The sequence below is a fragment of the Curtobacterium sp. MCPF17_050 genome (assembly GCF_003224435.2).
GTDB lineage: Bacteria > Actinomycetota > Actinomycetes > Actinomycetales > Microbacteriaceae > Curtobacterium.
In genome coordinates, this window is record NZ_CP126250.1 from 464,017 (window position 1) to 487,786 (window position 23,770).

Below are 23,770 nucleotides of genomic sequence, written 5' to 3' on the forward strand. Positions count from 1 at the left end.
CTTGAGTCAAGTGGACTCAGGAAGGCGCTGACGGGATCGGCCCCGCGCCGGACGGTCCGAGGACTCCGGTCCGGCTGGCGGTCGCCGGCCGACCACACGGCAACGCAACGGAAGGACGGAACGCATGGCGAACCTCCAGGGCGCTCCTGACTCGCAGGAGAAGCAGAAGACCGCCCTCCAGCAGTACGGCGTCGACCTCACGGCGATCGCGCGGAGCGGCAAGCTCGACCCGGTGATCGGGCGGGACGCCGAGATCCGGCGGGTGTCGCAGGTGCTCACCCGCCGCACGAAGAACAACCCGGTGCTCATCGGCGAGCCCGGCGTCGGCAAGACCGCCGTCGTCGAGGGGCTCGCGCAGCGCATCGTCGCCGGTGACGTCGCCGACTCGCTCAAGGACAAGCGGCTCGTCTCGCTCGACATGTCCGCCCTCATCGCCGGTGCGAAGTACCGCGGCGAGTTCGAGGAGCGGCTCAAGGCCGTGCTCAAGGAGATCGACGACTCCGACGGGCAGGTCATCACGTTCATCGACGAGCTGCACACGCTCATGGGCGCAGGCGGCGGCGAGGGGTCCGTCGCCGCGTCGAACATGCTCAAGCCGATGCTGGCGCGCGGCGAGCTCCGGCTCATCGGGGCGACGACGCTTGACGAGTACCGCGAGTACATCGAGAAGGACGCCGCCCTCGAGCGACGCTTCCAGCAGGTGTACGTCGGGGAGCCGAGCGTCGAGGACACCGTCGCGATCCTCCGCGGCCTCAAGGAACGCTACGAGGCGCACCACAAGGTGACGATCAACGACTCCGCCCTCGTGGCCGCGTCGGCGCTGTCCGACCGGTACATCTCCGGCCGTCAGCTGCCGGACAAGGCGATCGACCTCATCGACGAGGCGGCGAGCCGACTGCGGATGGAGATCGACTCCAGCCCCGTCGAGATCGACGAGCTCAAGCGCACCGTCGACCGGCTGCGCGTCGAGGAGTTCGCGCTCAAGCAGGAGAAGGACGACGCCTCGAAGGCCCGGCTCGAGACCCTGCGGGACGAACTCCGCACCCGCGGCGAGCTGCTCGCCGGACTGGAGGCGCGGTGGCAGGCCGAGCGCGCCACCCTGAACCGGATCGGTGAGCTGAAGCAGCAGCTCGACGACCTCAACATGCGGTCGCAGCGTGCCCAGCGGGAAGCCGACTACGAGACCGTGTCCCGCCTGGAGTACGGCGAGAAGCCCCGCATCGAGGCCGAACTCGCCGCAGCCGAGCAGGCCGGGTCCACCGACCGCATGGTGAACGACAGCGTCACCGACGAGGACATCGCCGCCGTCATCGCGCAGTGGACCGGCATCCCCGTCGGGCGCCTGCTGCAGGGCGAGACCGAGAAGCTCCTGCACCTGGAGAGCGAACTCGGTCGTCGGATCATCGGGCAGCGGACCGCCGTGTCTGCCGTGTCGGAAGCGGTCCGTCGGACCCGCGCCGGCATCTCCGACCCGGACCGACCGACCGGCTCGTTCCTGTTCCTCGGCCCCACTGGCGTCGGCAAGACCGAGCTCGCGAAGGCGCTCGCCGAGTTCCTGTTCGACGACGAGAAGGCCCTCGTCCGCATCGACATGAGCGAGTACGGCGAGAAGCACTCGGTCGCGCGGCTCATCGGCGCCCCGCCCGGGTACGTCGGCTACGAGGCCGGCGGGCAGCTCACCGAGGCCGTCCGCCGTCGGCCGTACTCGGTGATCCTGCTCGACGAGATCGAGAAGGCGCACCCCGAGGTGTTCGACGTCCTGCTCCAGGTCCTCGACGACGGCCGGCTCACCGACGGGCAGGGCCGCACGGTCGACTTCCGGAACACGATCCTCGTGCTGACGTCGAACCTCGGGTCACAGTTCCTCACCGACCCGGCGCTCTCCGAGGAGCAGCGTGAGGCGGCGGTCCGCGAACTGGTGCAGCAGGCGTTCCGTCCGGAGTTCCTCAACCGGCTCGACGACATGGTCGTCTTCCAGGCGCTCACCCCGGACGACCTCAGCCAGATCGTCTCGCTCTACGTCGACCGACTCGCGCGTCGACTGTCCGGTCGCCGCCTCGAGCTCGCCGTGACGCCGGACGCCCGCACCTGGCTCGCCGAGGGCGGGTACGACCCGGCCTACGGCGCTCGGCCCCTCCGTCGGCTCATGCAGCGGCAGATCGACGACCAGCTCGCTCGCGCCATCCTCGCCGGCGACGTCCGGGACGGCGACACCGTCCGCGTCGACGTCGCGCCGGGTGGCGAGCAGCTCACCGTCGAACCGTTCGAGGTCGGCGAGCTGGTCGAGGAGTGACCGGCCCGGCCCGCACCACGGCGGATCCGGGCGTGACGGCCGCGCGGTGACGGACGGGAGGCCCGGTGCCGGTCCCACGGACCGGTGCCGGGCCTCCCGTCCTGCGGTGCCGGCCGTCGTCGGTGTCGCCTGGCGGACAGTGGCGGCGTGCTGTGAACCCGATCCCCGGCGGCGGTCTACCGTCGGCGGCATGCCGGAGATTGCAGCACTGCGACGCGTGACCGATTCCATCGAGCAGGCGAGTGTGCTCGACAAGGCCGTCGACCTGGACCGCAAGGTCGTCAACGCCCTCATCCGACCGCGGGCGCTCCGGCAGATCCTGCACGGGGTGCCGTTCGGGCACCCGATCCACCCGCTCATGGTGCAGGTGCCGCTCGGTGCCTGGATCTCCGCGGCCGTCCTCGACCTCGTCGGCGGGAAGGGCAACGAGAAGGCCGCGAAGACCCTCGTCGGGCTCGGCGTCGCCTCGGCCGGGAGCGCGAGCGTCGCCGGCTACACCGACTGGTCGGAGATGAACCGCGAGCAGCTGCGCACGGGTTGGGTGCACCAGGCGGTGAACTGGGTCGGCATCACGTTCTACGGCCTGTCGTGGCTGCAGCGGAAGCGCGGCAACCACGCAGCCGGGCGGACGCTGGGGTTCATCGGCCTCGCGACCGTCTCGGTCGGCGGGTACCTCGGTGGGCACCTGTCCTACCGGCAGCGTGGCGGCGTCAGCACCTCGGGCGAGGTCCCCTTCGACGCGTAGCATTCCCAGCCACCGCATACCGTACTGGTACATCATGTTCCGGTGCGGGTGTTGGTGGTGGACGACGAAACGGCGCTGGCCGACCTCGTCGCGAGGGGGTTGCAGCGGCAGGACATGGCCGTCGACGTCGCGTACCGCGGCGACACCGCCGACGAGCTCCTCGCCGTCAACGACTACGACGTCGTCGTGCTCGACCGGGACGTCCCGGGCCTGCACGGCGATGCGGTCGCGCGTCGGCTGGCAGCGCGGGGCTCGCTCACCAGGATCCTCATGCTCACGGCGGCGACGTCGCTGGCCGACCGGGTCCAGGGCCTGGAGATCGGCGCCGACGACTACCTGACGAAGCCGTTCGAGTACCCGGAACTCGTCGCCCGGGTCCGTGCCCTCGGTCGGCGCTGCCTCGCGCCCGTCGCGCCCGTGCTCGAACGCGGCGGGATCGTGGTCGACACGAACCGGCGGATGGCCACCCGGGACGGCCGACCGCTCGACCTGACGAGCAAGGAGCTCGGCGTCCTCGAGGAACTGCTGCGCGCGGACGGTCGGGTCGTCCCCGCAGAGGAGCTGCTCGAGAAGGTCTGGGACATGAACGTCGACCCGTTCACCACGGCGGTGCGGGTGACGATGTCGAAGCTCCGGCGGAAGCTCGGCGACCCCGATCCGATCACGACCGTCCCCGGGCGGGGCTACGCGCTGTGACGCGGACGTGGAGCATCCGGGCGCGGACGGCCCTCGCGTTCGCGCTGACGGCGATGGCGCTCGCGGCCGGCACCGTCGCCGTCGTCAACCTCGGGTCCCAGGCCTCGCTGCAGCGTGCGGTGCTCGATCGGCAGCCCGGCGCCGGGCATGTCGACGGTGTCCCCGCGGTCCGCCCGGACAGCGGTCCTGCGACAGCGGTCACCCTGGACGGCAGCGGTGGCGTGCAGGTGGTGGCGGTCGTCGCCGGGCTGCAGTGGCAGTGGTCCGTGCTCGGGGTGACCGGCGCGGGCGTCCTCGCCGGTGGGATCGGGTGGGCGGTGAGCCGGCGGATGCTCGCGCCCGTGGACCGCATCACCGCGACCGCCCGCCGGATCTCGGCGTCGACCCTGCACGAGCGGATCGCGCTCGACGGCCCGGACGACGAACTCCGGCGGCTCGCGCACACGATCGACGACCTGCTCGACCGGCTCGAGGACGCCTTCGCGAGCCAGCGGCGGTTCGTCGCGCAGGCGTCGCACGAGCTCCGGACGCCGCTCGCCGTGCAGCGCGCGGCCCTCCAGATCGGGTTGCCGGACGACGCCGGACCGGCCGACGTGGCCCGCACGCGGGAGGAGCTGCTCGAGCAGAACCGGCGGACCGAGCACCTCGTCGAGTCGTTGCTCGTCCTCGCCGAGGCGGACCGGGGACTGGACGGGCGGACCGTGGCGGTCGACCTGGTGGCGCTCGTGGACGATGTGGCCGCGGAACACCGCGCCCGGGCGGAGACCGCCGGCCTGACGCTGACCTGCCGGACGGAGGGCGGGCCTCCAGGGCGGGTGCCCCCGGTGCAGGGTGAGCCGGTGCTCCTGCGGCAGGCGCTGCGGAACCTCGTCGACAACGCGATCGAGTACAACGTGCCGGGCGGGAGCGTCCGGGTGACGGTCGACGCTGCCGGGGTGCTCGTCGAGAACGACGGGCCGGAGGTCCGTGCAACGGAGGTCGCCCGGTTGACCGAGCCGTTCCGGCGGGGCGGGACGACCGCCGAGCCGCCGAGGACGACCACCGGTCGGCGGCACAGCGGGCTCGGGCTGTCCATCGTGGCGGCCGTGGTGTGCGCGCACGGGTGGGTCCTCGCCGTCGACCCGCGGGACCGCGGTGGACTCGTGGTGCGCATCGGTGTTTCGTCGGTGTGACCTCGGCGGTACCGCTGCCGAAACGTGCCGACCGCTCTGCTCGGAGCATGACGACGACACCGAGATCATCCTCCCGACCACTCCTCGCCGGTCTGCTCGCCCTCGGGTTGGCCGCCGGCCTGTCCGCCTGTACCGGGGCGCCGAGTTCCGCTGCCGGGACCGCGGACGCCGACGCCGGCCTCGGGTCCCGATGGGGCGCGTGCATGCGCTCCGCGGGGTTCTCCGTCGAGGACCCGAGCGACGACCAGATCCGCTCCGGGACCATCACGTCGCCGTCCGGCGTCGACCAGGACCGCTTCCGGTCCGCGGCCGACCAGTGTGCGGAGGACCTCGGCGTGCACGGGGCCGACTCCGCCTCGAAGGAGAAGTGGATCCGCGAGTACGACCAGGTCGCGTCCTGCATCCGTGACGCGTACCCGGACTTCCCGGAGCAGCGGCCCGGCGTGATCGAGTGGGACCGCGAGGAGTACCCGCCCGCCGGTGACCCGGCGTTCCAGCAGCGGGCCGACGAGTGCACGAGGAAGTACTCGCCCGACACGAAGACGCAGAGCGTCGGATGAGGCGCGTCGACGACGCCCTCCGGCGGGCTGTCGGCACGGAACGGTGTTGCGTCGATGTGACCTCGGCGGTACCGCTGCGGCAACGCCTGGGCCGCTGTGCTGGAGGCATGACGACGACCACGAGGCCACGCACACGACTCTTCCTCGCCGGTCTGCTCGCCCTCGGGCTGACGACCGGCGTCACGGCATGCTCGGGCGCGACGGACCCCACCGCCGGACCGACCCACGCGAGCACGGGCATCGGAGCCCAGTGGGGTGACTGCATGCGCTCCGCCGGGTTCGACATCGAGGACCCGAGCGACGACCAGGTCAGCTCCGGGACGATCCTCTCGCCCGCGGGTGTCGACCAGGAACGCTTCCACAGCGCGGCCGACGAGTGTGCGGAGGACCTGGGTGTGCACCGCGCCGACTCGGCAGAGCAGGACAAGTGGGTGCGCCAGTACCAGCAGGTCGCCTCGTGCGTCCGCGAGGAGTACCCGGACTTCCCGGAGGACGGGTCGGACGGTGGCATCTCCTTCGACCCGGACGGGTACCCGCCCGCCCGCGAGCCGGCGTTCCAGGAACTGGCGCAGAAGTGCATGCAGCAGTACGCACCGGACACGCAGACGCAGGAGGTCGGCTGATGCGGATCGACGCGCGAGCCGTGCTCGCCTCCTTGCTCGTGCCGGCGCTGCTCACCGGGTGCTCGTCGGCGCCCGACGACGAGTCCCGTCCTCCGGCCACCGGCACACCCTCGGCATCCACTGCGTCAGCCGCAGAGGTGGGGGCGTGCATGCGGGACCGCGGCCACGACGTGGACGACTCGCAGTTCGCCGAGAGCGGGGGCTCCCGAGCCCGCGTGAGCGTCCCGCCGGGGGTCGACGCAGACCGCTGGGTCGCCGATTTGGACGCCTGCTCCGGCGGTGCCGCCGACGCACCCGCTGCCCAGCCGGTACCCGGCTGGGACGCGCTGAGGAGGAAGGCGGCGGCCTGCATCCGGGACGGCGGGTTCCCGGACTACCCGGACGGGACGGAGGACCAGCGCCGGTGGAAGCCGTCGGACACCGACGCGTTCGACCGCGTCGCGGAGGACTGCGACGCTGAGGTGTACGGCGCCGTGGGGACGGAGGCCGGGCGATGAGCATGACTCGCAGGGCCAGGACCGTGACCACGGCCGTCTGCCTGGTGGCCGCCCTCGGAGCAGGGACCGCCACGTGGGCACTCGTCGCCGCACCCTCGACCGAGGCCGCCGAGCACGTCGCCGAGCACCACGGGCCGACAGCGGAGGTGACGCGCGGTGACCTCGTCGAGTCCCGGACGGCCGCCGGCACCCTCGGGTACGGTGCACCGACCCCGGTGGAGGGTGCCGGCGGTGGGACGCTCACGTGGCTGCCACGGCCCGGACAGGTCGTGCACCGCGACGAACCGCTGTACGCCGTCGACGAGCGGCCGGTCCGGGCGTTCACCGGCACCACCCCGCTCTGGCGGCCCCTCTCCCGAGGGCTGCACGGCGCCGACGTCCAGCAGCTCAACGAGAACCTCGCGGCGCTCGGCTACGACGTCGCCGAGGACGACGTGTTCGGTCCGCGGACCGCCGCTGCCGTCCGGGCGTGGCAACGGGACCGCGGGCTCGAGGTCACCGGCACGATCGACTCGGGACAGATCGCGTTCGTCGACGGGACGGTCCGTGTGGCGTCCGTGCCCGGACGACTCGGACAACCGGCCGGTGGCGACGTCCTGCAGGTGACGAGCACGAAGCGGGTGGTCACGGCGACGGTCGCACAGCGTGACGCCGAGCCCTTCGCGGTCGGCACCGCGGTCCGGGTGCTCGTCAACGGCGGCGGGGATGCGATGGCCGGCGAGGTCGTCGACGCCGTCCCGGCCGAGTCGGACGACGGCAAGGAGACCGTCACCGTCACGGTGTCGTTCGACGCCGGTGACCGGGAGTTGCCCGACGCAGCCTCCGCACAGGTCGTGGCCGACGGGCACACCGAGCGGGACGTCCTGTCGGTCCCGGTGTCGGCGCTGGTCGCACGCGGCTCGTCCGGGTACGCCGTCGACGTCGTGGGGAAGGGCGGACACACCCGGCGCGTCCCCGTCGAGGTCGGTTTCGTGGCCGACGGCCGCGCCGCGGTGACGGGCGACGTCGCCGAGGGCACCCGCGTGGTGGTGCCCTCGTGACCGCCGGCACCCCCGGGACCGTGGGCACCGCCGGGACCGCCGGGACCGCCGGGACCGCCGGGACCGGCACGACCACGGGAGCAGGGCGGTCCGCGGGGGAGGACACCGCCCTCGTCCTCGCCGACGTCACCCGGTCGTACGGCGAGGTGCAGGCCCTGCGCGGGGTCTCGCTCGAGGTCCGGCGCGGGGAGCTCGTCGCCGTCGTCGGCCCCTCCGGGTCGGGCAAGTCGACCATGCTCAACACCATCGGCACACTCGACCGGCCCACGACCGGGACGGTGACGATCGCGGGCGCGGACGTCGGGTCGCTGTCCGACGACGCGCTCTCCGCCCTCCGCGCCGAGCACATCGGGTTCGTGTTCCAGCACTTCCACCTGCAGGCGGGGGCCACGGCGACCGAGAACGTCGCGGACGGGCTGCTCTACACGGGGACGCCGCGGCACGAGCGGCTCGAACGGGCGGTGGCAGCGCTCGAGCGCGTCGGACTCGGGCACCGGGTCGACCACCGGCCGCACCAGCTCTCCGGCGGCGAGAAGCAACGCGTCGCCATCGCCCGCGCGATCGTCGGCGAGCCCACCGTGCTGCTCGCCGACGAACCCACCGGCGCGCTCGACACCGTGGCGGGGGCGGCGATCCTCGGTGTGCTCCGCGAACTGCACGCCGCCGGCACCACGGTGCTCGTCATCACCCACGACCTCGAACTCGCCGCGTCGCTGCCCCGACAGGTGCGCATGCGGGACGGCCGGATCGAGGACGACAGCAGGAGCGACGCAGCGCGCCTCGCAGCGGCGATCGGCGCGGTCCCGGCCGTCTCCACCGAGGCCGCGCGGTGAGCGCCCGACGCACGCTCGGCACGGGTGACCTGCTCCGGCTCGGGGTGTTCGGCCTGCGGACCCGACCGACCCGCGTCGTGCTCTCCGCCCTCGGGATCGCGATCGGGATCGCCGCCATGATCGCGGTCGTGGGCATCTCGTCCTCGAGCAAGGCCGCGCTCGACCGGGTCCTCGACGCCCTCGGGACGAACGTCCTGACGGTCACGCAGGCGGAGTCGTTCGCGGAGCAGGTGCCGCTGCCCGCCACCGCCGTCGAGTCCGTCCAGCGGCAGGACGACGTGCTCGAGGCCGCCGGGGTGGGCAAGGTCGAGGACGCACGGGTCTACCGGACCCCGTACGTGCCGACGGCGGAGACGAAGGGCATCGGCGTCCTCGGGGCCGAGGGGGACGTCCCCGAGGTCCTCGGCGGCTCGGTCGCGGCCGGCCGGTGGCTCGACCCGGGATCGGCAGCGCCGGCACAGGTCGTGCTCGGGGCGACGGCGGCACGGGCCCTCGGCATCGACCGCGTGACGGCGGACACCCGCGTGTGGCTCGGCGGTCGCTGGGTGCAGGTCGTCGGCGTCCTCGGGCCGCTGCAGCTCGCCGAGGACCTCGACAACCAGGTCTTCGTGCCCCGTGGCCTCGCCGCCGACCTCGGCTGGGACGGGCATCCGTCCGCGGTCTACACCAGGGCCGACCCCGACCGGGTCGCCGCCGTCCGCGACCAGCTCCCGCGGACGGTCAGCCCGGCGTCCCCGGCGGACGTGGCGGTGACCCGCCCGTCCGATGCACTCGCGGCGAAGAACGCGACCGACGACTCGTTCACCGGCCTGCTCGTCGGCATTGGCGGCGTGGCGCTCCTGGTCGGCGGGATCGGCGTCGCGAACACGATGGTGATCACGGTGCTCGAGCGACGGGCGGAGGTCGGTGTCCGCCGAGCGCTGGGAGCGCGGCGTCGGGACGTCCGGGACCAGTTCCTCGTCGAGTCCCTGCTGCTGTCGTTCCTGGGTGGTGTCGCGGGGGTGGTGATCGGCGTGGTCGTCACGCTCGTGTTCGCGCTCGGACAGGGGTGGCCGGTCGCGGTCCCGCTCTGGGCCGTCGCCGGCGGGCTCGGGGCGACCGTGCTCATCGGTGGGCTGTCGGGGCTGTCGCCGGCTGCGAAGGCGGCGCGGATCCCGCCGACGTCGGCGCTCGCCGCGGCCTGAGGCGGGCGGGCAGGACCGAGCCGGGAGGCACGGGGCCGGGTCGGCCGGACCGGTCCCGTGCCTTCCTCCGCGTCGGTGATGTTGGTTCTCCTGTGGAACGGTTGCGTTCGTGTTGGTTCAGCACGTACAGTGCTCAGAACCAACGGGAACGAAGGAGTCCGGGCATGTACGCAACGGAGCGGCACGAGGCCATCGCCGCGGCCCTGCAGTCCGCGGGCCGGGTGTCCGTGGCCGGGCTCGCCGAGCACTTCGACGTCACCACGGAGACCGTCCGCCGCGACCTGGACGCCCTCGAGACCGCCGGGGTGCTGCGCCGTGTGCACGGCGGAGCGGTCCCGGTCGAGCGGTCGAGCCTCGTCGAGCTCAGCGTCGCCGAGCGGGAGGGGCAGCACGGCCCGGAGAAGACCGCGATCGCCCGGGCCGCCATGCGCCTGGTCCCACCGACGTTCACCGGGTCGATCGCGCTCGACGCCGGCACGACGAGCGGTGCGGTCGCCGCCGAGCTCGCCCGCTGGGAGCCCGCCACCCCCGGCGCGACGATCACGGTCATCACGAACTCCGTCCCGATCGCGGGCGTCCTCCAGCACAGCGCACACGTCGAGCTCCACCTGCTCGGCGGCCGGGTGCGCGGGGTGACGAGCGCCGCCGTCGGCACCGCGACCGTCGAGCAGATCGGCGCGCTCCGCCCCGACGTCGCCTTCGTCGGGACGAACGGCCTGTCCGCCGGCTTCGGCCTGAGCACGCCCGACGAGCACGAGGCCGCGGTGAAGGCCGCCTACGTCCTCGCCGCCCGACGGAGCGTGGTCCTCGCGGACGCGGCGAAGCACGGCGTCGAGGCCCTCATGCGCTTCGCCCGACTCGACGAGATCGACACGCTCGTCACCGACCAGGAGCCGCCGGCCGACCTCGCCGGGGCCCTCGCCGACGCCGACGTCGAGGTGGTCGTCGCATGAGCGCCCGCATCGTCACCGTGACGCCGAACCCCTCGCTCGACCGCACGATCGAACTGTCCGGGGAACTCCAGCGCGGCGCCGTCCAACGAGCCGTGCGGTCCACGGCCGAGCCCGGCGGCAAGGGCGTCAACGTCTCGCGGGTCGTCGTCGCGAGCGGCGGGGACACCGTCGCGGTCCTGCCCGGCGACGAGACCGACCCCGTGCTGCTCGGCCTCGCCACCCGCGGGATCCCCACCGCAGCCCTGCCGATCGGCGCCGCGCTCCGCTCGAACGTCACGGTCACGGAGCCGACCGGCACGACGACGAAGCTCAACGAGCCGGGCCCGTCGCTCGCCGGCCGGCTCGACGACCTCGCGGAGCTCGTCGCCACCACCGCCGGGCCCACCGCGACCGGACCGGCCGCACGCTGGGTCGTGCTCGCCGGGTCCCTCCCGCCGGGGCTGCCGGACGACGCACTCGCCGTGCTCGTCCGCGCGGTCCGGCAGCGACACGGCGACGACGTCAAGGTCGCGGTCGACTCGTCCGGCGTCCCGTTCACCGCGCTGCTGCAGTCGGGGGAGCGGATCGACCTGGTGAAGCCGAACGCCGAGGAACTCGCCGAGGTCGTCGGCGGCGACCCGGAGGCGTACGAGCAGGAGCCGGGACTCGCCGCCGCCGCAGCCGCACGGCTCCGGGAGCGCGGCGTCGGCACCGTCCTGCTCACCCTCGGCAGCGCCGGCGCCGTCCTCGTCGACGGCACCGGCTCGTGGTCGGCAGCGGCACCACGGATCACGGCACGCTCGACCGTCGGAGCGGGTGACTCCGCGCTCGCCGGGTACCTGCTCGCGGAGGTCGCCGGAGCTCCGCAGGAGCGTCGACTCGCCCAGGCCGTCGCCACCGGGGCAGCCGCCGCGGGCCTCCCGGGCAGTGACGTCCCCGCGCTCGACGCCACCGACCCCGACGCCGTCGTCGTCCGTCGCCTCGACCCGTCGGCGGACAGCTCCCCAGCGGAGCACGCCACCGACCACCCCGTCCCGCACGTCGTCTGACCTCTCCGGTCCGTCGTCCGCCTCCCGGCCCGCCCCGCCGCCGGAGCACACCAGCACACCCGTCCCACCAGCACAGCCCCCCGGCGCACCGCGCCACTGCGAAGGAGCAACCCATGTCCGCTGCGCACAGCACCGGCGCCGGCGACGGTGCCGGCCTGATCGGCGTCGACCTCGTCGGCCTCGACGAGGACCTCGGCGCCACGTCGTCCGACGTCATCCGCGTCCTGGCCGACCGCATCGCCGCGACCGGCCGCGCCGCCTCCGGCGAGACCCTCGCCACGGACGCGATCGCCCGCGAGGCGAGCGTCGGCACCGGCGTCCCCGGCGGCATCGCCATCCCGCACGCCCGGTCGACCTCGGTCACGGCCCCGACGCTCGCCTTCACCCGCCTCGCGCGGACGGTGCCGTTCGGTGCGCCCGACGGCGACGCCGACGTCGTGTTCATGATCGCGGTGCCCGACGGCGCGGACAAGGACCACCTCACCGTCCTGTCGACCCTCGCACGTGCGCTCATCCGCGAGGACTTCACCGCAGCCCTCCGCGCCGCGACCACCCCGCAGGAGATCGTCGACCTGGTCGACCGCGAGGTGAGCGGCGAGGTCGCCGCAGCCGGTGTCGGTGCCGCTGGTGTCGGTGCCGCTGGTCGGGCCTCCACCGCGACCAGCCGGGAGGCCCGTCCCACCCCGGCAGCGGACACCCACGTCGTCGACAGCGACACGACCGGCACCGCCGGTCGCCGGAAGGTCATCGTCGGCGTCACCGCCTGCCCGACCGGCATCGCGCACACCTACATGGCCGCCGACGCCCTCGTCGCGGCCGCCCAGCGGGCCGGTGCCGAGATGCACGTCGAGACGCAGGGGTCCTCGCAGGTCGAGCCGCTCGACCCCGCCCTCATCGCCCGTGCCGACGCCGTCGTCTTCGCGGTCGACGTCGACGTCCGGGACCGCTCGCGGTTCGCCGGCAAGCCGCTCGTCTCCGGCCCGGTCAAGCGCGGCGTCGACGAGCCGGACGCGATGATCGCCGAGGCGCTCCGCGCGGCCGACGACCCCGCGGCCGCCCGGGTCTCCGGCTCCGCGGCCGAGGCGGGCACGAGCACCGCGAAGGACGAGCACTTCGGGCAGGCGCTCAAGCGCTGGCTGCTCACGGGTGTGTCGTACATGATCCCGTTCGTCGCGGGCGGCGGGCTCCTCATCGCCCTCGGCTTCCTGCTGTCCGGGTACGGCATCGCGCTGGCGCACGGTGACGACGGCGTCAACAACGCGGTCTGGACGCTGCAGCACTCCACCCTCCTCGACCTGCCGTCGCAGGGGCTCGGGTACTACCTCGGTGCCGCGGCCTTCCAGATCGGCTCCGTGTCGCTCGGGTTCCTGGTGGCAGCGCTCGCCGGGTACATCGCCTACGCCATCGCCGACCGGCCGGGCATCGCGCCGGGCTTCGTCGCGGGGTCCATCGCCGTGTTCATGAACGCCGGGTTCCTCGGCGGGCTCGTCGGCGGTCTCATCGCCGGTGCCGCCGCGTACTGGATCGGCCGCATCCCGACCTGGCGCTGGCTGCGCGGGCTCATGCCGGTCGTGATCATCCCGCTGTTCGCGTCGATCATCGCCTCGGGCCTCATGCTCCTCGTGCTCGGCGGTCCGATCGCCTGGCTGATGACGCAGCTCACCGGCTTCCTCAACTCGCTCTCCGGTGCCTCGGCGGTCCTGCTCGGCATCATCCTCGGCCTGATGATGGCGTTCGACCTCGGCGGTCCCGTCAACAAGGTGGCGTACGCGTTCGCCGTCGCCGGGCTCGGTGCCGGCAGCGCCTCGAACGTCGTCCCGTTCGAGATCATGGCCGCCGTGATGGCCGCGGGCATGGTGCCGCCGCTCGCCCTGGCCCTCGCGTCCACGGTCCTGTACCGCAAGGGGTTCACGAAGCCCGAGCGCGAGAACGGCAAGGCCGCGTGGCTGCTCGGCGCGTCGTTCATCTCCGAGGGCGCGATCCCGTTCGCCGCCGCCGACCCGCTGCGGGTGATCCCGGCGTCGATGGTCGGTGCGGCCGTCACGGGTGCGATCTCGATGGCGGCGGACGTCACCTCGCGGGCACCGCACGGCGGGTTCTTCGTGTTCTTCGCGATCGGGAACCTGCTCATGTTCACCGTCGCGATCCTGGCCGGCACGGTCGTGTCCGCGCTCGTGCTCGTCGCGCTGAAGAAGTGGGTGCGCCGGGCGCCGGCCGCGACGGACGCGGCTGCCGCCGAGGCAGCGTCCGCCGGCGAGACGGTGGGGCAGCGCGCGCCGGTCGCCGCGTAGCGCGTCAGAGCCCTGCGACACGCCGCCGGGCTGCCGAGACGCCGCTGAAGGCACGAGACGCCGCCGGATCCGGCGGCGTCTCGTGCCGACGCCCCCGTCCCGCACGGGACTGACGGGAGGCTCCCCACCGGTGGGCCCGGCGACGTGGGCCCGGGTGCCAGCTGGGCCCGGGCCTCCCGTCCGTCGCGACGCGCGCGAGCGGTGCGCCGAGGTTCCGCGATCACGGCACCTCGGGGCGCGAGGCGCGCGCATTGCGGAACCTCGACGGGAGCCGGCGGCGTGTTGCGGAACCGCGGGCGGGAGCCGGGGCGGGACCCGGGGGCGGGGACGCACCCCGGAGTCTGTCAGGCCACTCAGGCAAGGTGGCGGGATGACGACCGCCGTACCCTCGACCGTCGCCCACGTCGGCGCCACCACCGCGTCCTCCGGATCGGGAGGTGGCCCGGACCCCGACATCGGCGGGCTGACCGGCCTCGTCCTGCAGGTGATCGACACGATGGGGGAGTGGGGCGTCGCCCTCATGCTCTTCATCGAGACGGTGTTCCCGCCGATCCCGTCCGAGGTGATCCTGCCGCTCGCGGGCTTCCTCGGCGGTGCCGGGCGCATGGACCTGACGCTCGTGCTCGTCCTCGCGACCGTCGGCTCGTACGTCGGGGCGCTCGTGCTCTACTGGCTCGGCGCGGTGATCGGCTTCGAGCGGACCGTCCGGTGGTTCGGCAAGCTCCCGCTCGTCGACGAGGACGACTTCCGCAAGGCGGCGTCGTGGTTCCACCGGCACGGGAAGAGCGCGGTGTTCTTCGGACGTCTCGTCCCCGTCGTCCGCAGCCTCATCTCACTGCCGGCGGGTGCGGACAGGATGCACCTCGCCACGTTCTCGGTCTTCACGATCCTCGGCAGTGGGCTGTGGAACTCGGTGCTCGTGCTCGGTGGCGCGGCGCTCGGGACGCAGTACGAGCGCATCGAGGGGTACACCGAGTGGATCGACCGCGCGGTGTACCTCGCCGTCGTGGTGGTCGTCGTCGCGTTCGTCGTCCGGCGCATCCGCCGGGGCCGCGCGGCTGCCCGGAACTGACCCCGGCTGCCCGGAACTGACCCCGGCGGTCCCGCAACCCCGGCGATCACGCCGAGCGCTCGTCACTTCGCGGTGAGCGCCGACTCCTTGTGCGCGGCCTGCTTGCCCGACTTCTCCGACTCGATGATCCAGTACGGGTCGTCGTCCGTCGGCTTGAAGGTCTGCCCGTCGAACTCGAAGTCCTCCGTCTTCTTCTCGACGAGCTTGCCCGTCGTCTTCCCCTGCGACGTGTTCCACTGGACTTCGTCACCCTTGCGCATGTCGGCCTCCCGCCGTCCTCCGGAGGACACTCCGTCCGGGACGTGGACGGTACGCGCGGCCGCTGGATCATCCCTGGTGCGCAGTTCCGGCCCTTGCGCCGGTCACATTCGGGTAACCGCGGCTCGGATCGGCGGGGCCACGGGTACCGTGGCCGAGGAGTCACACCGCGAACACCCGACGCGGATCCGGACTCCCGAGGGATCGACGTGCACCATGAGCCTGGCCACCGACAGCGCGCGGGCGGAGACCGTCCTGGCAGGACGGTACCGTCTCGTGAAACTGATCGGCACCGGCGGCATGGGTTCGGTGTACGAGGCCCGCGACGAACACACGTACCGCGCGGTCGCCGTGAAGATGTTCGCCACGCCGGAGCGCATGACCACCGCGGACCGGGTGCGCCAGGAGCGTGAGATCCGCCTGCTCAGCATGCTCTCGCACCCCGGGCTCATCCCGCTCTACGACGCCGGCACGCACGACTTCGAGGACGGCCCGCACCGCTACATCGTGATGGAGCTCATCGCCGACGCGACGCTGCTCCGCCGCCTGGCCGAGGGGCCGCTGCACAACTACGAGGTTGCGGACCTCGGCGCCCAGCTCGCCGACGCCCTGGCGTACGTGCACTCCCGCGGGATCGTGCACCGCGACGTGAAGCCGGCGAACATCCTGCTGAGCGACGAGGGCGCCTCCGGGTTCGTCCGCACGGTCAAGCTCACCGACTTCGGCGTCGCGCACTTCGTCGACGGTTCCCGCCTGACGAACGACGGCACGATCATCGGCACCGCCGCCTACCTGTCGCCGGAGCAGGTCGCCGGGGAGCCGATCAGCTACGCCACCGACGTCTACTCGCTCGGACTCGTGCTGCTCGAGGCGCTGACCGGCGTGCAGGAGTACTCCGGCACCGTCATCGAGGCCGCGCTCGCCCGGCTCCGCCGCAACCCGTCGGTGCCCGACTCGGTCGCCTCGGAGTGGCGTGACCTGCTCACCAAGATGACCGCCCGCGACCCCGTGAAGCGCCCGACCGCGGTCGCGGTCGCGCGGGCTCTCCGCGGCGGGTCGACCCAGGTGACCGGACCGGTTCCGCTCGGCCCCGGTCGCGAGGTGCACCGACGCGAACACCGGATGCACCGAGCCGCTCACCGTCACGCACGACGTGGCACGTTCGACGCCGCCCGCCGCTGGCGCCGACGGAACGTCATCGCGGCGTCGGTCACCGCGCTCGCGGTCGCCGCCGCCTGCGTCGGGTCGTACGTCGTGGGCGCGCTGCACTGACCTGCACCGCATCGCCCGGCACCGCACCGACCGGCACTGCACCGCACCGCACCGCACCGCCAAGCCCGGCCGGCAGCGTTCGCTGAGCGCGCCGCTCCCGACCCGTCCGCGCGCGGAGTGATCGGGCAGGATGGGTGCATGAGCGACCAGCGCTGGATCAAGATCTGTGGCCTCTCGACGCCGGAGACCCTGGACGCCGCCGTCGACGCCGGTGCGGACGCGGTCGGCTTCGTCTTCGCCGCGGGCAGCCCCCGCACGGTGACCGCCGACGCCGCGAAGGCACTCGTGGAGCGGCTGCCGGACGGCATCGACGCCGTCGGGGTCTTCCGCGACCAGGCGATCGACGAGGTCGTCGGCATCGCCTCCGAGGTCGGCCTCACCACCCTGCAGCTGCACGGCCGGGAGTCCGCGTCGGACTTCGCCCGCGCCCGCGACGCCGGGTTCTTCACCATCCGGGCCGTCGCCGCCGCCGACTACCTGCGCGAGACGCCCGAGCAGCGCGCTTCCTTCGACCACGACCTCCTGCTGCTCGACGCGGCCGAGCCCGGGAGCGGACACCTCGTCGACCCCGCCACGCTCACGGGGTCGGTGGACGAAGCCTGGATCCTGGCCGGCGGACTCACCCCCGCGAACGTCGCCGACCTCGTGCAGCGGCTCGACCCGGACGGCGTGGACGTCTCGAGCGGCGTCGAGTCGTCGCGCGGCGTCAAGGACGTGGCACGGATCCGCGCCTTCGTCGAGGCGGTCCGCAGCATCCCCTGAGCACGACGGACGGGAGGCTCCCCACCCGCCGGTGGGGAGCCTCCCGTCCGTCCCGTGGTCCGCCGTCAGGCGGTGCGGAGCGTGGGCACCAACTCGCGGAGGAACGCGTCGGTGTCCTCCCAGCCCTCGACCGCGTGGCAGGGGACGCCGAGCGCCTTGACCGGGTAGTCGTTGCCCTCCGGGTCGAGCCGGTCGCCGACGAAGAGCATGTCGTCGAGCGCGATGCCGGTCAGCTCCGCGAGGCGCTGCATGCCGTACGCCTTGTCGATGCCCTTGCGGGTGATGTCGATGCTCGTGGAGCCGCCGGAGCGGACTTCGAGGTCGGGGAGCTCGGCCTGCACGCGCCGACGGAGGTCGTCCTTCTTCGCACCGGTCGGGTCCCAAAGCTTCTTGACGTCCACCGGAGCCGTCTGGCCCAGCGCGGAGAACGTGATCTGCGAACCGCGGTCCTCGAGGATGGCGCCCCACGTCTCGGACTCCCAGTACCCGGCGGCCTTGGCCTGGGCCTCGACCGCGGCGAGGGCACGCGTCTTCTCGTCGTCGGTCAGGTCCTCGGCGTACTGGAGTGCCCAGTCCCCGGCGTCCCACCGGTAGTACCGCGTCCCACAGGTCGGCATGAGGTGCAGCGCGTCGAGTGCCAGGCCGTCCCGGTCGCGGAGCGGGGACACGAGCTGCTGTTCGAACTGCTGGAAGTTGCCGCCGCTGATCACGGCGACGGGGACGACCTCGAGCAGGGACGCGAAGGTGTCGAGCATGCGGGGGTCGAGCGGCGACTTCGACGGGGCGAGCGTGTCGTCGAGGTCGAACGCGACGAGGCGGGGTGTGGACATGCCCTCGATCATGCCAGGACCCGGTGTCCGGACCGAGTGGGGCGGGCCCGGAGGCGTGCCGGGCCCGCCCGTCGGGTCACTCCTTGACGAGCACGACCTCGTCGAGCGGGAGGCGCGTGCGCTCCGCGGTCTCCCGGGCGGCGGCCTTCTCGTCGAGCTGCGACGGGTCGGCGACGTGCCCGATCGCGGTGACCGTCACGGGCACGAGGTGCTCCGGCAGGGCGAACGCCGAGCGGATGGCGTCGACCTCGAAGCCGCCCATCTGGTGCAGGTGCAGGCCCTCGGCGTGCGCCTGGACGGCGAGCGCGGCGACCGACTGGCCGAGGTCGTACTCCGCCCAGCGACGCGGCTCGCCGTCCGCGGTCACCGGCTCGGCGATCGCGACGAGCAACGCACCGGCGCGGTGCGCCCAGGCGCCGTTGAAGCCCATGAGCGTCGCGTGGATCGCGTCGAAGGTCGGGGTGCCACGGCGACCGACGACGAAGCGGCGGGGCTGCGTGTTCGCGGCGGACGGCGCCCAGCGAGCGGCCTCGAGGAGCGCGTCGAGCTGGTCGTCCGAGATGGTGGCGGACTCGTCGAACGAGCGGGGGCTCCAGCGCTCCTCGAGGAGCGGCACGAGGGGCTGGCTGGAGTCGGTGGTGCGGGAGAGCGTCGTCGTCATGCTCGCTGGAACAACCCTCCGGGCGCGCATGATTCCCGATCCTCCCGATCCGCCTGCGAGGATGGGCACGATGAGTGGTGTCCTGGTCGGCTTCGCGATCATCGGCGTCGTCATCGCGACCGGCTACGGCGTCGGGCGGGCGGGGTCGCTCGGGCCGCACGCGCAGTTCGTGATGAGTCGGCTGGCCTTCTTCGTGCTCATGCCGTGCCTGCTGTTCCACACGATCGCCACGGCCGACGTCGCGACGCTGTTCTCCCCGATGCTCGCCGTGTCGGCGCTCTCCGCGCTGTCGGTGGCCGTCGTCACGGCGACCGTGTTCGCGCTCGTGCTGCGGCGCCCGCTCACCACGACCACGGTCGGTGCGTTGGCGGCGTCGTACTCGAACGCGAACAACATCGGCCTGCCGGTCGCGGTCTACGTCCTCGGGCAGGCGACCGCGGTCGTGCCGGTCATCATGCTGCAGCTCGTCGTGATGGCGCCGATCGCGCTGACCGTCCTCGACGCGGCCACGGCCTCCGGGGGCGGCTGGCGACGCCGGGTGCTCGGCCCGGTTTCGAACCCGCTCATCATCGCGTCGCTGCTCGGGCTCGTCTGCTCGGTCACCGGGCTGACGCTGCCGGACCCGGTCCTCGAACCGTTCGTGCTCGTCGGCGGTGCCGCGGTGCCGGTCGTGCTGCTCTCGTTCGGCATGAGCCTGCACGGCTCGGCTCCGCTGCGGGACCCCGCGATCCGGCTCGACGTGCTGCTCGCGACCGGCGGGAAGCTCCTGGTGATGCCGGTGGTGGCGTTCCTGCTGGCCCGGTACGCGTTCGGCCTGGACCCCGCGCACGTGTTCGTCCTGACGGTCCTCGCCGGGTTGCCGTCGGCGCAGAACGTGTTCAACTACGCCCAGCGGTACGACGCCGCGGTCCCGGTCGCGCGGGACGTGGTGCTCCTGTCGACGGTCGGCTCCGTGCCGGTCCTGGTCGCGATCGCGGCGCTGCTGCACCCGTAGGCGGGCGCTCGGAGCGTCAGAAGATCATCGGGCGGTCGTCGTCCAGGACCGTGTCGAGGTCCAGGTCGACCGACACCGGCACGTGGTCGCTCGGGGCGTCGCCCTTCCGCTCGTCCCGGTGGATCGTCGCGCCGACGGTGACGTCCGCGAACGCCTGCGACCCCATGACGAAGTCGATGCGCATGCCCTCGTTGCGGGGGAAGCGGAGCTGCTTGTAGTCCCAGTACGTGTACCCGGTGGGGACGAGCGGCCGGACGACGTCCTGCAGCCCGCGCTCCTCGAACGTGCGGAACGCGGCGCGCTCCGGCTCGCTGACGTGCGTCGACCCCTCGAAGACGCGCATGTCCCACACGTCCTCGTCCAGCGGGGCCACGTTCCAGTCGCCCATCAGCGCGAGCGGCATGTCGGGCTCGGCCGCCAGCCACTCGGATGTCCGGTCGGCCAGCTGGGCGAGCCAGTCGAGTTTGTACGTGTAGTGCGGGTCACCGAGCTCGCGGCCGTTCGGGACGTACAGGCTCCAGAGGCGGACACCCTCGACGGTGACCCCGATCGCGCGGGCCTCGACGGGCAGGCCCGGTCCCTCCTGGCCCTTGAGGAAGCCGGGCTGGCCGGGGAAGTCGCGGGTGACGTCCTCCATCGGCAGACGGCTGGCGAAGGCGACGCCGTTCCACTGGTTCAGGCCGTGCGCCTCGACCGTGTAGCCGGCGGCCTCGAACGCCTCGACCGGGAACTGCTCGGGCTTGCACTTGATCTCCTGCATGCCGAGGACGTCCACGTCCTCCCGCACGAGCCAGTCGACGACCCGACCGACTCGGGTCCGGACGGAGTTGACGTTCCAGGTCGCGACACGCATGCACCGAACCTACCGGGATCGACCGACCGGGCGGACGTGCACCGGGGACAGGGTGTTCCCTGGACGGACACATCACGACCAGGACCGCTGGAGGCACTCATGGCGACGACGACGAACTCCGACCGGGTGGACGGCACGACCACCGGCAGCACCACCACCCAGGTCACCTCGGCCGGGCGCACGATCATCGACGACGCCGTGGTCGCGAAGGTCGCCGGCATCGCGGCCCGCGACGTCCCCGGCGTCCACGCACTCGGCGGGAACACCGCGCGGGCGTTCGGTGCCATCCGGGACGCAATCGGGTCGAGCGACCTCGGCCAGGGCGTCCGGGTCGAGGTCGGTGAGACCCAGGCGGCCGTCGACCTGACGATCGTGGTCGAGTACCCGACGCCGATGCAGCAGGTGGCGGCCGGCGTCCGGCAGGCCGTCACCGACGCGATCACCGACCTCGTCGGCCTGCAGGTCACCGAGGTGAACATCGCGATCGTCGACGTGGACATCCCCGCACTCGACGCTCCCGTCGTCCCCGAGACGCGCGTCCGGTGAACGCCACCGTCGTCGGCATGGCCGTCGGAGCGGTCCTGGCGGTCGTCGCCCTGACGCTCGGGTTCTGGGCGTTCGTCGTGGTGGCCGTCGCGATCGCGGTCGGCGGACTGGTCGGCCGCATCGTCAGCGGCGACGTCGATGTGCGTCGACTGCTCGACGTGCTCCGCGGACGACGGAGCTCCTCGTGAGCCACGTGCCGGTGCCCGGCACCGACCGGATCGCGTCCCCGGCCCTGGTGCACACCGCGCAGGCGGTCGCCGCCGAGGTGCTCCGGGCACCGTTCCGGGAGGTCCGTGCCCGGGTCGTCGACGACGGTCGCGGTGCCCTGGCGGTCGAGGTGACGAGCCCGCTGGCTCTGCCGGTCCTCGGGACGCACGCCGTTCCGCACGAGCCCGTCCTCGCGACCGCGCACCGCGCGCGCACCTCGATCGCGGAACGGCTCCGGACGATCACCGGGCGGAAGGTCGCGCGCGTCTCGCTGACGTTCTCGTCCGCCGTCCTCGCCCGGCCGCGGAGGGTCCGGTGAGCACGAGTCCCGCGAAGGGGACCCCGTCCGCCGACGACGACCGCTCCGTGCGCCGCCTCGTCCGTCGGGAGACGTCCGCGTCCCGGTCGGTGTCCGTCGTCGTCGCGATGACGTTCCTCGTCCTCGTCGCGGTCACGGTGGCCGTCGCCGCCGTGGTCGTCCTGCTCGGGCAGCGCATCGCCGGGGTCGACCCCCGGGACGTGGTGGACGCCGCCGTCCGTGCGCCCACCGGGCTGGTCGACGCGGTGGTCGTCGCCGTCGGTGCCGTCCTCGCGCTGCTCGGTCTCTGGTCCCTGCTACACGGCCTCCTGCCGGCGCGACGTCCCCGACACGTCGTCCGCACCGACCGGCTCGGCGTGGTCGTCGACGACGAGGTGCTCGCGTCCGCCGCCGCGCGCGCCGCCCGGTCCGCGACCCGGCTGGGACCGGACGCCGCCGTCGGGTCCGTCGGTCGCCGCGCCCTGGACGTCGTGCTCCTGCCCGCCTCCGGTGTGGACGTCGACGAGGCGTCTGCCGCAGCGGCCGTGGACCGTGAGCTCGCCGCCGTGGACGTCGTGCCGCCCCTCACCGCCCGTGTCCGGGTGCGCACCACCGGCAGGATCGACGGATGAACGGCACGAACCGCACGGTCGGTCGGATCGTCCTCGTGGTGGTCGGGCTCGTGCTGCTCGCCCTCGGGGTCGCCGTCGTCCTCGTGCAGACACTGCCCGACGCGGCCGACCGCTGGCACGTCGTCGCCGACACCGCACTCGGCGGCCTCGGCTCGGGAGCGGCACGGGAAGCAGGCGTACGCGCGTGGTCGGCGGTGCTCGCGGGCGCGGTCGTCCTCGGTGTCCTGGCGCTGCTCGTCCTCACCTCGATCCGGAGTGGCCGGACCGGCACGGTCGTGGACGACGACGGGCCCGCGGACGGCCTGCCCGGACGGGTCCGCATCGAGGCCGCGGCGATCGAGCACGCGCTCTCGTCCGCGATCGCCCCGCTGCCGCAGGTCGCGTCCCTCGCCGTCGACGTCCGCCGGGTCCGTCGTCGCACCGCGGTCCGGATCCTGGTCCGCACGCGCCGCGGAGCGCCCCCGCGTGAACTCGTCGAACGGGTCGAGGCCGTCGTGCACGACCTCGACGCACTGCTCGGGGAGCGCCTGCCGGTGCTGCTGCGCATCGCCCGCGGCGGGTCGTCCCGTCCGGACCGGGTGCGCTGACCGATGCCCGGCGTCGGTGACGACGGCGACCCGACGGACGACCTCGTCGGCCGCGGCGGACTGCCGGAGGGTCCGGTCGAGGTCCCGGCCGCGGTCGTCGGGGTCGCCCGCGGGCGGCCGCTCGAGCCGGTTTGGGTGAACTCGGCCGGCGGACGGACCTTCCGTCTCGGCCCGACACCGGACCGTGCCGAGGGCTACGTGAAGTGGGTCCCTCCGCGCTACGCGCCGTGGATCGACGCCGAGGTCGCACGGCTGCGCTGGGCGGCCCGCTGGCTGACCGTGCCGGAGGTGCTCGAGCACGGGGCCGACGGTTCCGGTGCGTGGATGGCGACACGACCGGTGCCGGGCTGGAGTGCCGTGGACCCGCGGTGGCGGGACGACCCGCGCGCGGCGGTGATCGGTGTGGGGGAGGGGCTCCGCGCGCTGCACGACAGCCTGCCGGTGCCGTCGTGTCCGTTCACGTGGTCGACGGACGAGCGCCTCGACCGGGCACGAGCGGCCGGTCGGAACGTCGACGCGATCGGTCCACAGCCCGCGACGGACCAGCTCGTGGTGTGCCACGGGGACGCCTGCGCCCCGAACACGCTCCTCGGGGCCGACGGCCGCTGGGTCGGGCACGTGGACCTCGGCGCGCTCGGCGTCGCGGACCGGTGGGCCGACCTCGCGGTGGCGTCGATGAGCCTGGGGTGGAACCACGGCCCGGGCTGGGACGACCTGTTCCACGAGGCGTACGGGCTGCCGCAGGACCCGGAGCGGACGGCCTGGTACCGGGCGTTGTGGGAACTCGACGTGGATGACGTGGACGACCCACGGCGTGCGGCCTGACCCGCCGAGTGGCCTGACCAGCCGGGTGGTCTGACCGACCGGGCGGTCCGGTCGCGCG

The 23,770-nt window shown here is 73.3% G+C and carries 27 protein-coding genes; 23 read left to right on the forward strand and 4 right to left on the reverse strand.

The genetic code is table 11. The features are described 5' to 3' along the window. Positions 1–124: 124 nt before the first annotated feature. The 14 genes from DEJ34_RS02250 (at position 125) to DEJ34_RS02315 (ending at position 14,987) form a co-directional block, all read left to right on the forward strand. Complete coding sequence (locus DEJ34_RS02250; protein ID WP_110911153.1) at positions 125–2,293, forward strand: ATP-dependent Clp protease ATP-binding subunit; 2,169 nt, start codon at positions 125–127, stop codon at positions 2,291–2,293. A 190-nt stretch (positions 2,294–2,483) separates the two neighbouring features. Continuing rightward, positions 2,484–3,038, forward strand: a complete 555-nt coding sequence (locus DEJ34_RS02255) for a DUF2231 domain-containing protein (protein ID WP_110823364.1) — start codon at positions 2,484–2,486, stop codon at positions 3,036–3,038. A 42-nt stretch (positions 3,039–3,080) separates the two neighbouring features. Further along, positions 3,081–3,734 (forward strand): response regulator transcription factor, encoded by a 654-nt coding sequence (locus tag DEJ34_RS02260; RefSeq protein ID WP_110901054.1) that lies wholly within the window; start codon positions 3,081–3,083, stop codon positions 3,732–3,734. Then, complete coding sequence (locus DEJ34_RS02265; RefSeq protein ID WP_110911152.1) at positions 3,731–4,906, forward strand: sensor histidine kinase; 1,176 nt, start codon at positions 3,731–3,733, stop codon at positions 4,904–4,906. The genes DEJ34_RS02260 and DEJ34_RS02265 overlap by 4 nt, the downstream gene beginning before the upstream one ends. A gap of 47 nt (positions 4,907–4,953) precedes the next feature. After that, positions 4,954–5,466: a hypothetical protein gene (locus tag DEJ34_RS02270; protein ID WP_146236900.1), complete on the forward strand. Its 513-nt coding sequence runs from the start codon at positions 4,954–4,956 to the stop codon at positions 5,464–5,466. A gap of 107 nt (positions 5,467–5,573) precedes the next feature. Beyond that, positions 5,574–6,089, forward strand: a complete 516-nt coding sequence (locus tag DEJ34_RS02275) for a hypothetical protein (protein WP_110823373.1) — start codon at positions 5,574–5,576, stop codon at positions 6,087–6,089. A 149-nt stretch (positions 6,090–6,238) separates the two neighbouring features. Beyond that, positions 6,239–6,586 carry a hypothetical protein gene (locus tag DEJ34_RS02280; protein WP_146234119.1) on the forward strand — a complete coding sequence of 116 codons (348 nt, stop codon included), beginning with the start codon at positions 6,239–6,241 and terminating at the stop codon, positions 6,584–6,586. 23 nt (positions 6,587–6,609) lie between these two features. Then, positions 6,610–7,626, forward strand: coding sequence for a peptidoglycan-binding protein (locus tag DEJ34_RS02285; RefSeq protein WP_181422225.1), 1,017 nt, complete (start codon positions 6,610–6,612; stop codon positions 7,624–7,626). Between the two features lie 146 nt (positions 7,627–7,772). Next, positions 7,773–8,459 (forward strand): ABC transporter ATP-binding protein, encoded by a 687-nt coding sequence (locus tag DEJ34_RS02290; RefSeq protein ID WP_258368307.1) that lies wholly within the window; start codon positions 7,773–7,775, stop codon positions 8,457–8,459. Then, positions 8,456–9,643, forward strand: coding sequence for an ABC transporter permease (locus DEJ34_RS02295; protein ID WP_110911150.1), 1,188 nt, complete (start codon positions 8,456–8,458; stop codon positions 9,641–9,643). The genes DEJ34_RS02290 and DEJ34_RS02295 overlap by 4 nt, the downstream gene beginning before the upstream one ends. A gap of 164 nt (positions 9,644–9,807) precedes the next feature. Further along, entirely contained in the window at positions 9,808–10,596 is a 789-nt protein-coding gene (locus DEJ34_RS02300; RefSeq protein WP_110890698.1) for a DeoR/GlpR family DNA-binding transcription regulator, read from the forward strand. After that, positions 10,593–11,624 carry a 1-phosphofructokinase family hexose kinase gene (locus DEJ34_RS02305; RefSeq protein WP_110823383.1) on the forward strand — a complete coding sequence of 344 codons (1,032 nt, stop codon included), beginning with the start codon at positions 10,593–10,595 and terminating at the stop codon, positions 11,622–11,624. Before DEJ34_RS02300 ends, DEJ34_RS02305 begins: the two co-directional genes overlap by 4 nt. 113 nt (positions 11,625–11,737) lie before the next feature. Next, positions 11,738–13,915 carry a PTS fructose transporter subunit IIABC gene (locus DEJ34_RS02310; RefSeq protein ID WP_110911149.1) on the forward strand — a complete coding sequence of 726 codons (2,178 nt, stop codon included), beginning with the start codon at positions 11,738–11,740 and terminating at the stop codon, positions 13,913–13,915. 370 nt (positions 13,916–14,285) lie between these two features. After that, complete coding sequence (locus DEJ34_RS02315) at positions 14,286–14,987, forward strand: DedA family protein (protein WP_110823387.1); 702 nt, start codon at positions 14,286–14,288, stop codon at positions 14,985–14,987. Between the two features lie 62 nt (positions 14,988–15,049). Here the strand turns inward: DEJ34_RS02315 and DEJ34_RS02320 are convergent, their stop codons facing one another. Continuing rightward, entirely contained in the window at positions 15,050–15,247 is a 198-nt protein-coding gene (locus DEJ34_RS02320) for a hypervirulence associated TUDOR domain-containing protein (protein WP_110891495.1), read from the reverse strand. Positions 15,248–15,461: 214 nt separating this feature from the next. Here DEJ34_RS02320 and DEJ34_RS02325 point away from each other — a divergent pair, with 214 nt between their 5' ends. Next, positions 15,462–16,517 (forward strand): serine/threonine-protein kinase, encoded by a 1,056-nt coding sequence (locus DEJ34_RS02325; RefSeq protein ID WP_181422224.1) that lies wholly within the window; start codon positions 15,462–15,464, stop codon positions 16,515–16,517. Positions 16,518–16,655: 138 nt separating this feature from the next. Continuing rightward, positions 16,656–17,279 carry a phosphoribosylanthranilate isomerase gene (locus DEJ34_RS02330; protein WP_110823401.1) on the forward strand — a complete coding sequence of 208 codons (624 nt, stop codon included), beginning with the start codon at positions 16,656–16,658 and terminating at the stop codon, positions 17,277–17,279. 65 nt (positions 17,280–17,344) lie between these two features. Here the strand turns inward: DEJ34_RS02330 and DEJ34_RS02335 are convergent, their stop codons facing one another. Both DEJ34_RS02335 and DEJ34_RS02340 read right to left on the reverse strand, forming a co-directional pair. Further along, on the reverse strand, positions 17,345–18,109 hold the full coding sequence (locus tag DEJ34_RS02335) for an HAD-IIB family hydrolase (protein WP_110823948.1): 765 nt from the start codon (positions 18,107–18,109) through the stop codon (positions 17,345–17,347). 76 nt (positions 18,110–18,185) lie between these two features. Further along, complete coding sequence (locus DEJ34_RS02340; protein ID WP_110891493.1) at positions 18,186–18,770, reverse strand: nitroreductase family protein; 585 nt, start codon at positions 18,768–18,770, stop codon at positions 18,186–18,188. A 70-nt stretch (positions 18,771–18,840) separates the two neighbouring features. On the opposite strand from DEJ34_RS02340, the gene DEJ34_RS02345 reads away from it, so the two are divergent. Then, the gene (locus DEJ34_RS02345; RefSeq protein WP_110911219.1) at positions 18,841–19,764 is read left to right on the forward strand and encodes an AEC family transporter; all 924 of its coding nucleotides are present in this window, start codon (positions 18,841–18,843) and stop codon (positions 19,762–19,764) included. Between the two features lie 16 nt (positions 19,765–19,780). Here the strand turns inward: DEJ34_RS02345 and DEJ34_RS02350 are convergent, their stop codons facing one another. After that, positions 19,781–20,617 carry an exodeoxyribonuclease III gene (locus DEJ34_RS02350; RefSeq protein WP_110911147.1) on the reverse strand — a complete coding sequence of 279 codons (837 nt, stop codon included), beginning with the start codon at positions 20,615–20,617 and terminating at the stop codon, positions 19,781–19,783. A gap of 99 nt (positions 20,618–20,716) precedes the next feature. Here DEJ34_RS02350 and DEJ34_RS02355 point away from each other — a divergent pair, with 99 nt between their 5' ends. Genes DEJ34_RS02355 through DEJ34_RS02380 form a run of 6 tightly spaced genes read left to right on the forward strand, consistent with a single transcriptional unit; the run spans position 20,717 to position 23,712 of the window. Next, entirely contained in the window at positions 20,717–21,163 is a 447-nt protein-coding gene (locus DEJ34_RS02355; RefSeq protein ID WP_110823407.1) for an Asp23/Gls24 family envelope stress response protein, read from the forward strand. Beyond that, on the forward strand, positions 21,160–21,351 hold the full coding sequence (locus DEJ34_RS02360; RefSeq protein ID WP_110823409.1) for a DUF2273 domain-containing protein: 192 nt from the start codon (positions 21,160–21,162) through the stop codon (positions 21,349–21,351). The genes DEJ34_RS02355 and DEJ34_RS02360 overlap by 4 nt, the downstream gene beginning before the upstream one ends. After that, positions 21,348–21,689, forward strand: coding sequence for a hypothetical protein (locus DEJ34_RS02365; protein WP_110901061.1), 342 nt, complete (start codon positions 21,348–21,350; stop codon positions 21,687–21,689). The genes DEJ34_RS02360 and DEJ34_RS02365 overlap by 4 nt, the downstream gene beginning before the upstream one ends. Then, entirely contained in the window at positions 21,686–22,300 is a 615-nt protein-coding gene (locus DEJ34_RS02370) for a hypothetical protein (protein ID WP_110911146.1), read from the forward strand. Before DEJ34_RS02365 ends, DEJ34_RS02370 begins: the two co-directional genes overlap by 4 nt. Beyond that, positions 22,297–22,887 (forward strand): hypothetical protein, encoded by a 591-nt coding sequence (locus tag DEJ34_RS02375; protein WP_110911145.1) that lies wholly within the window; start codon positions 22,297–22,299, stop codon positions 22,885–22,887. Before DEJ34_RS02370 ends, DEJ34_RS02375 begins: the two co-directional genes overlap by 4 nt. A gap of 3 nt (positions 22,888–22,890) precedes the next feature. After that, positions 22,891–23,712, forward strand: a complete 822-nt coding sequence (locus DEJ34_RS02380) for an aminoglycoside 3'-phosphotransferase (protein WP_110911144.1) — start codon at positions 22,891–22,893, stop codon at positions 23,710–23,712. Positions 23,713–23,770: the final 58 nt, after the last annotated feature.

Coding starts and splice junctions, on each gene's coding strand:
- DEJ34_RS02250 (WP_110911153.1), top strand. CDS start 125: ATGGCGAACCTCCAGGGCGCTCCTGACTCGCAGGAGAAGCAGAAGACC.
- DEJ34_RS02255 (WP_110823364.1), top strand. CDS start 2,484: ATGCCGGAGATTGCAGCACTGCGACGCGTGACCGATTCCATCGAGCAG.
- DEJ34_RS02270 (WP_146236900.1), top strand. CDS start 4,954: ATGACGACGACACCGAGATCATCCTCCCGACCACTCCTCGCCGGTCTG.
- DEJ34_RS02275 (WP_110823373.1), top strand. CDS start 5,574: ATGACGACGACCACGAGGCCACGCACACGACTCTTCCTCGCCGGTCTG.
- DEJ34_RS02280 (WP_146234119.1), top strand. CDS start 6,239: ATGCGGGACCGCGGCCACGACGTGGACGACTCGCAGTTCGCCGAGAGC.
- DEJ34_RS02300 (WP_110890698.1), top strand. CDS start 9,808: ATGTACGCAACGGAGCGGCACGAGGCCATCGCCGCGGCCCTGCAGTCC.
- DEJ34_RS02305 (WP_110823383.1), top strand. CDS start 10,593: ATGAGCGCCCGCATCGTCACCGTGACGCCGAACCCCTCGCTCGACCGC.
- DEJ34_RS02310 (WP_110911149.1), top strand. CDS start 11,738: ATGTCCGCTGCGCACAGCACCGGCGCCGGCGACGGTGCCGGCCTGATC.
- DEJ34_RS02315 (WP_110823387.1), top strand. CDS start 14,286: ATGACGACCGCCGTACCCTCGACCGTCGCCCACGTCGGCGCCACCACC.
- DEJ34_RS02320 (WP_110891495.1), bottom strand. CDS start 15,247: ATGCGCAAGGGTGACGAAGTCCAGTGGAACACGTCGCAGGGGAAGACG.
- DEJ34_RS02325 (WP_181422224.1), top strand. CDS start 15,462: ATGAGCCTGGCCACCGACAGCGCGCGGGCGGAGACCGTCCTGGCAGGA.
- DEJ34_RS02330 (WP_110823401.1), top strand. CDS start 16,656: ATGAGCGACCAGCGCTGGATCAAGATCTGTGGCCTCTCGACGCCGGAG.
- DEJ34_RS02335 (WP_110823948.1), bottom strand. CDS start 18,109: ATGTCCACACCCCGCCTCGTCGCGTTCGACCTCGACGACACGCTCGCC.
- DEJ34_RS02340 (WP_110891493.1), bottom strand. CDS start 18,770: ATGACGACGACGCTCTCCCGCACCACCGACTCCAGCCAGCCCCTCGTG.
- DEJ34_RS02345 (WP_110911219.1), top strand. CDS start 18,841: ATGAGTGGTGTCCTGGTCGGCTTCGCGATCATCGGCGTCGTCATCGCG.
- DEJ34_RS02350 (WP_110911147.1), bottom strand. CDS start 20,617: ATGCGTGTCGCGACCTGGAACGTCAACTCCGTCCGGACCCGAGTCGGT.
- DEJ34_RS02355 (WP_110823407.1), top strand. CDS start 20,717: ATGGCGACGACGACGAACTCCGACCGGGTGGACGGCACGACCACCGGC.
- DEJ34_RS02375 (WP_110911145.1), top strand. CDS start 22,297: ATGAACGGCACGAACCGCACGGTCGGTCGGATCGTCCTCGTGGTGGTC.
- DEJ34_RS02380 (WP_110911144.1), top strand. CDS start 22,891: ATGCCCGGCGTCGGTGACGACGGCGACCCGACGGACGACCTCGTCGGC.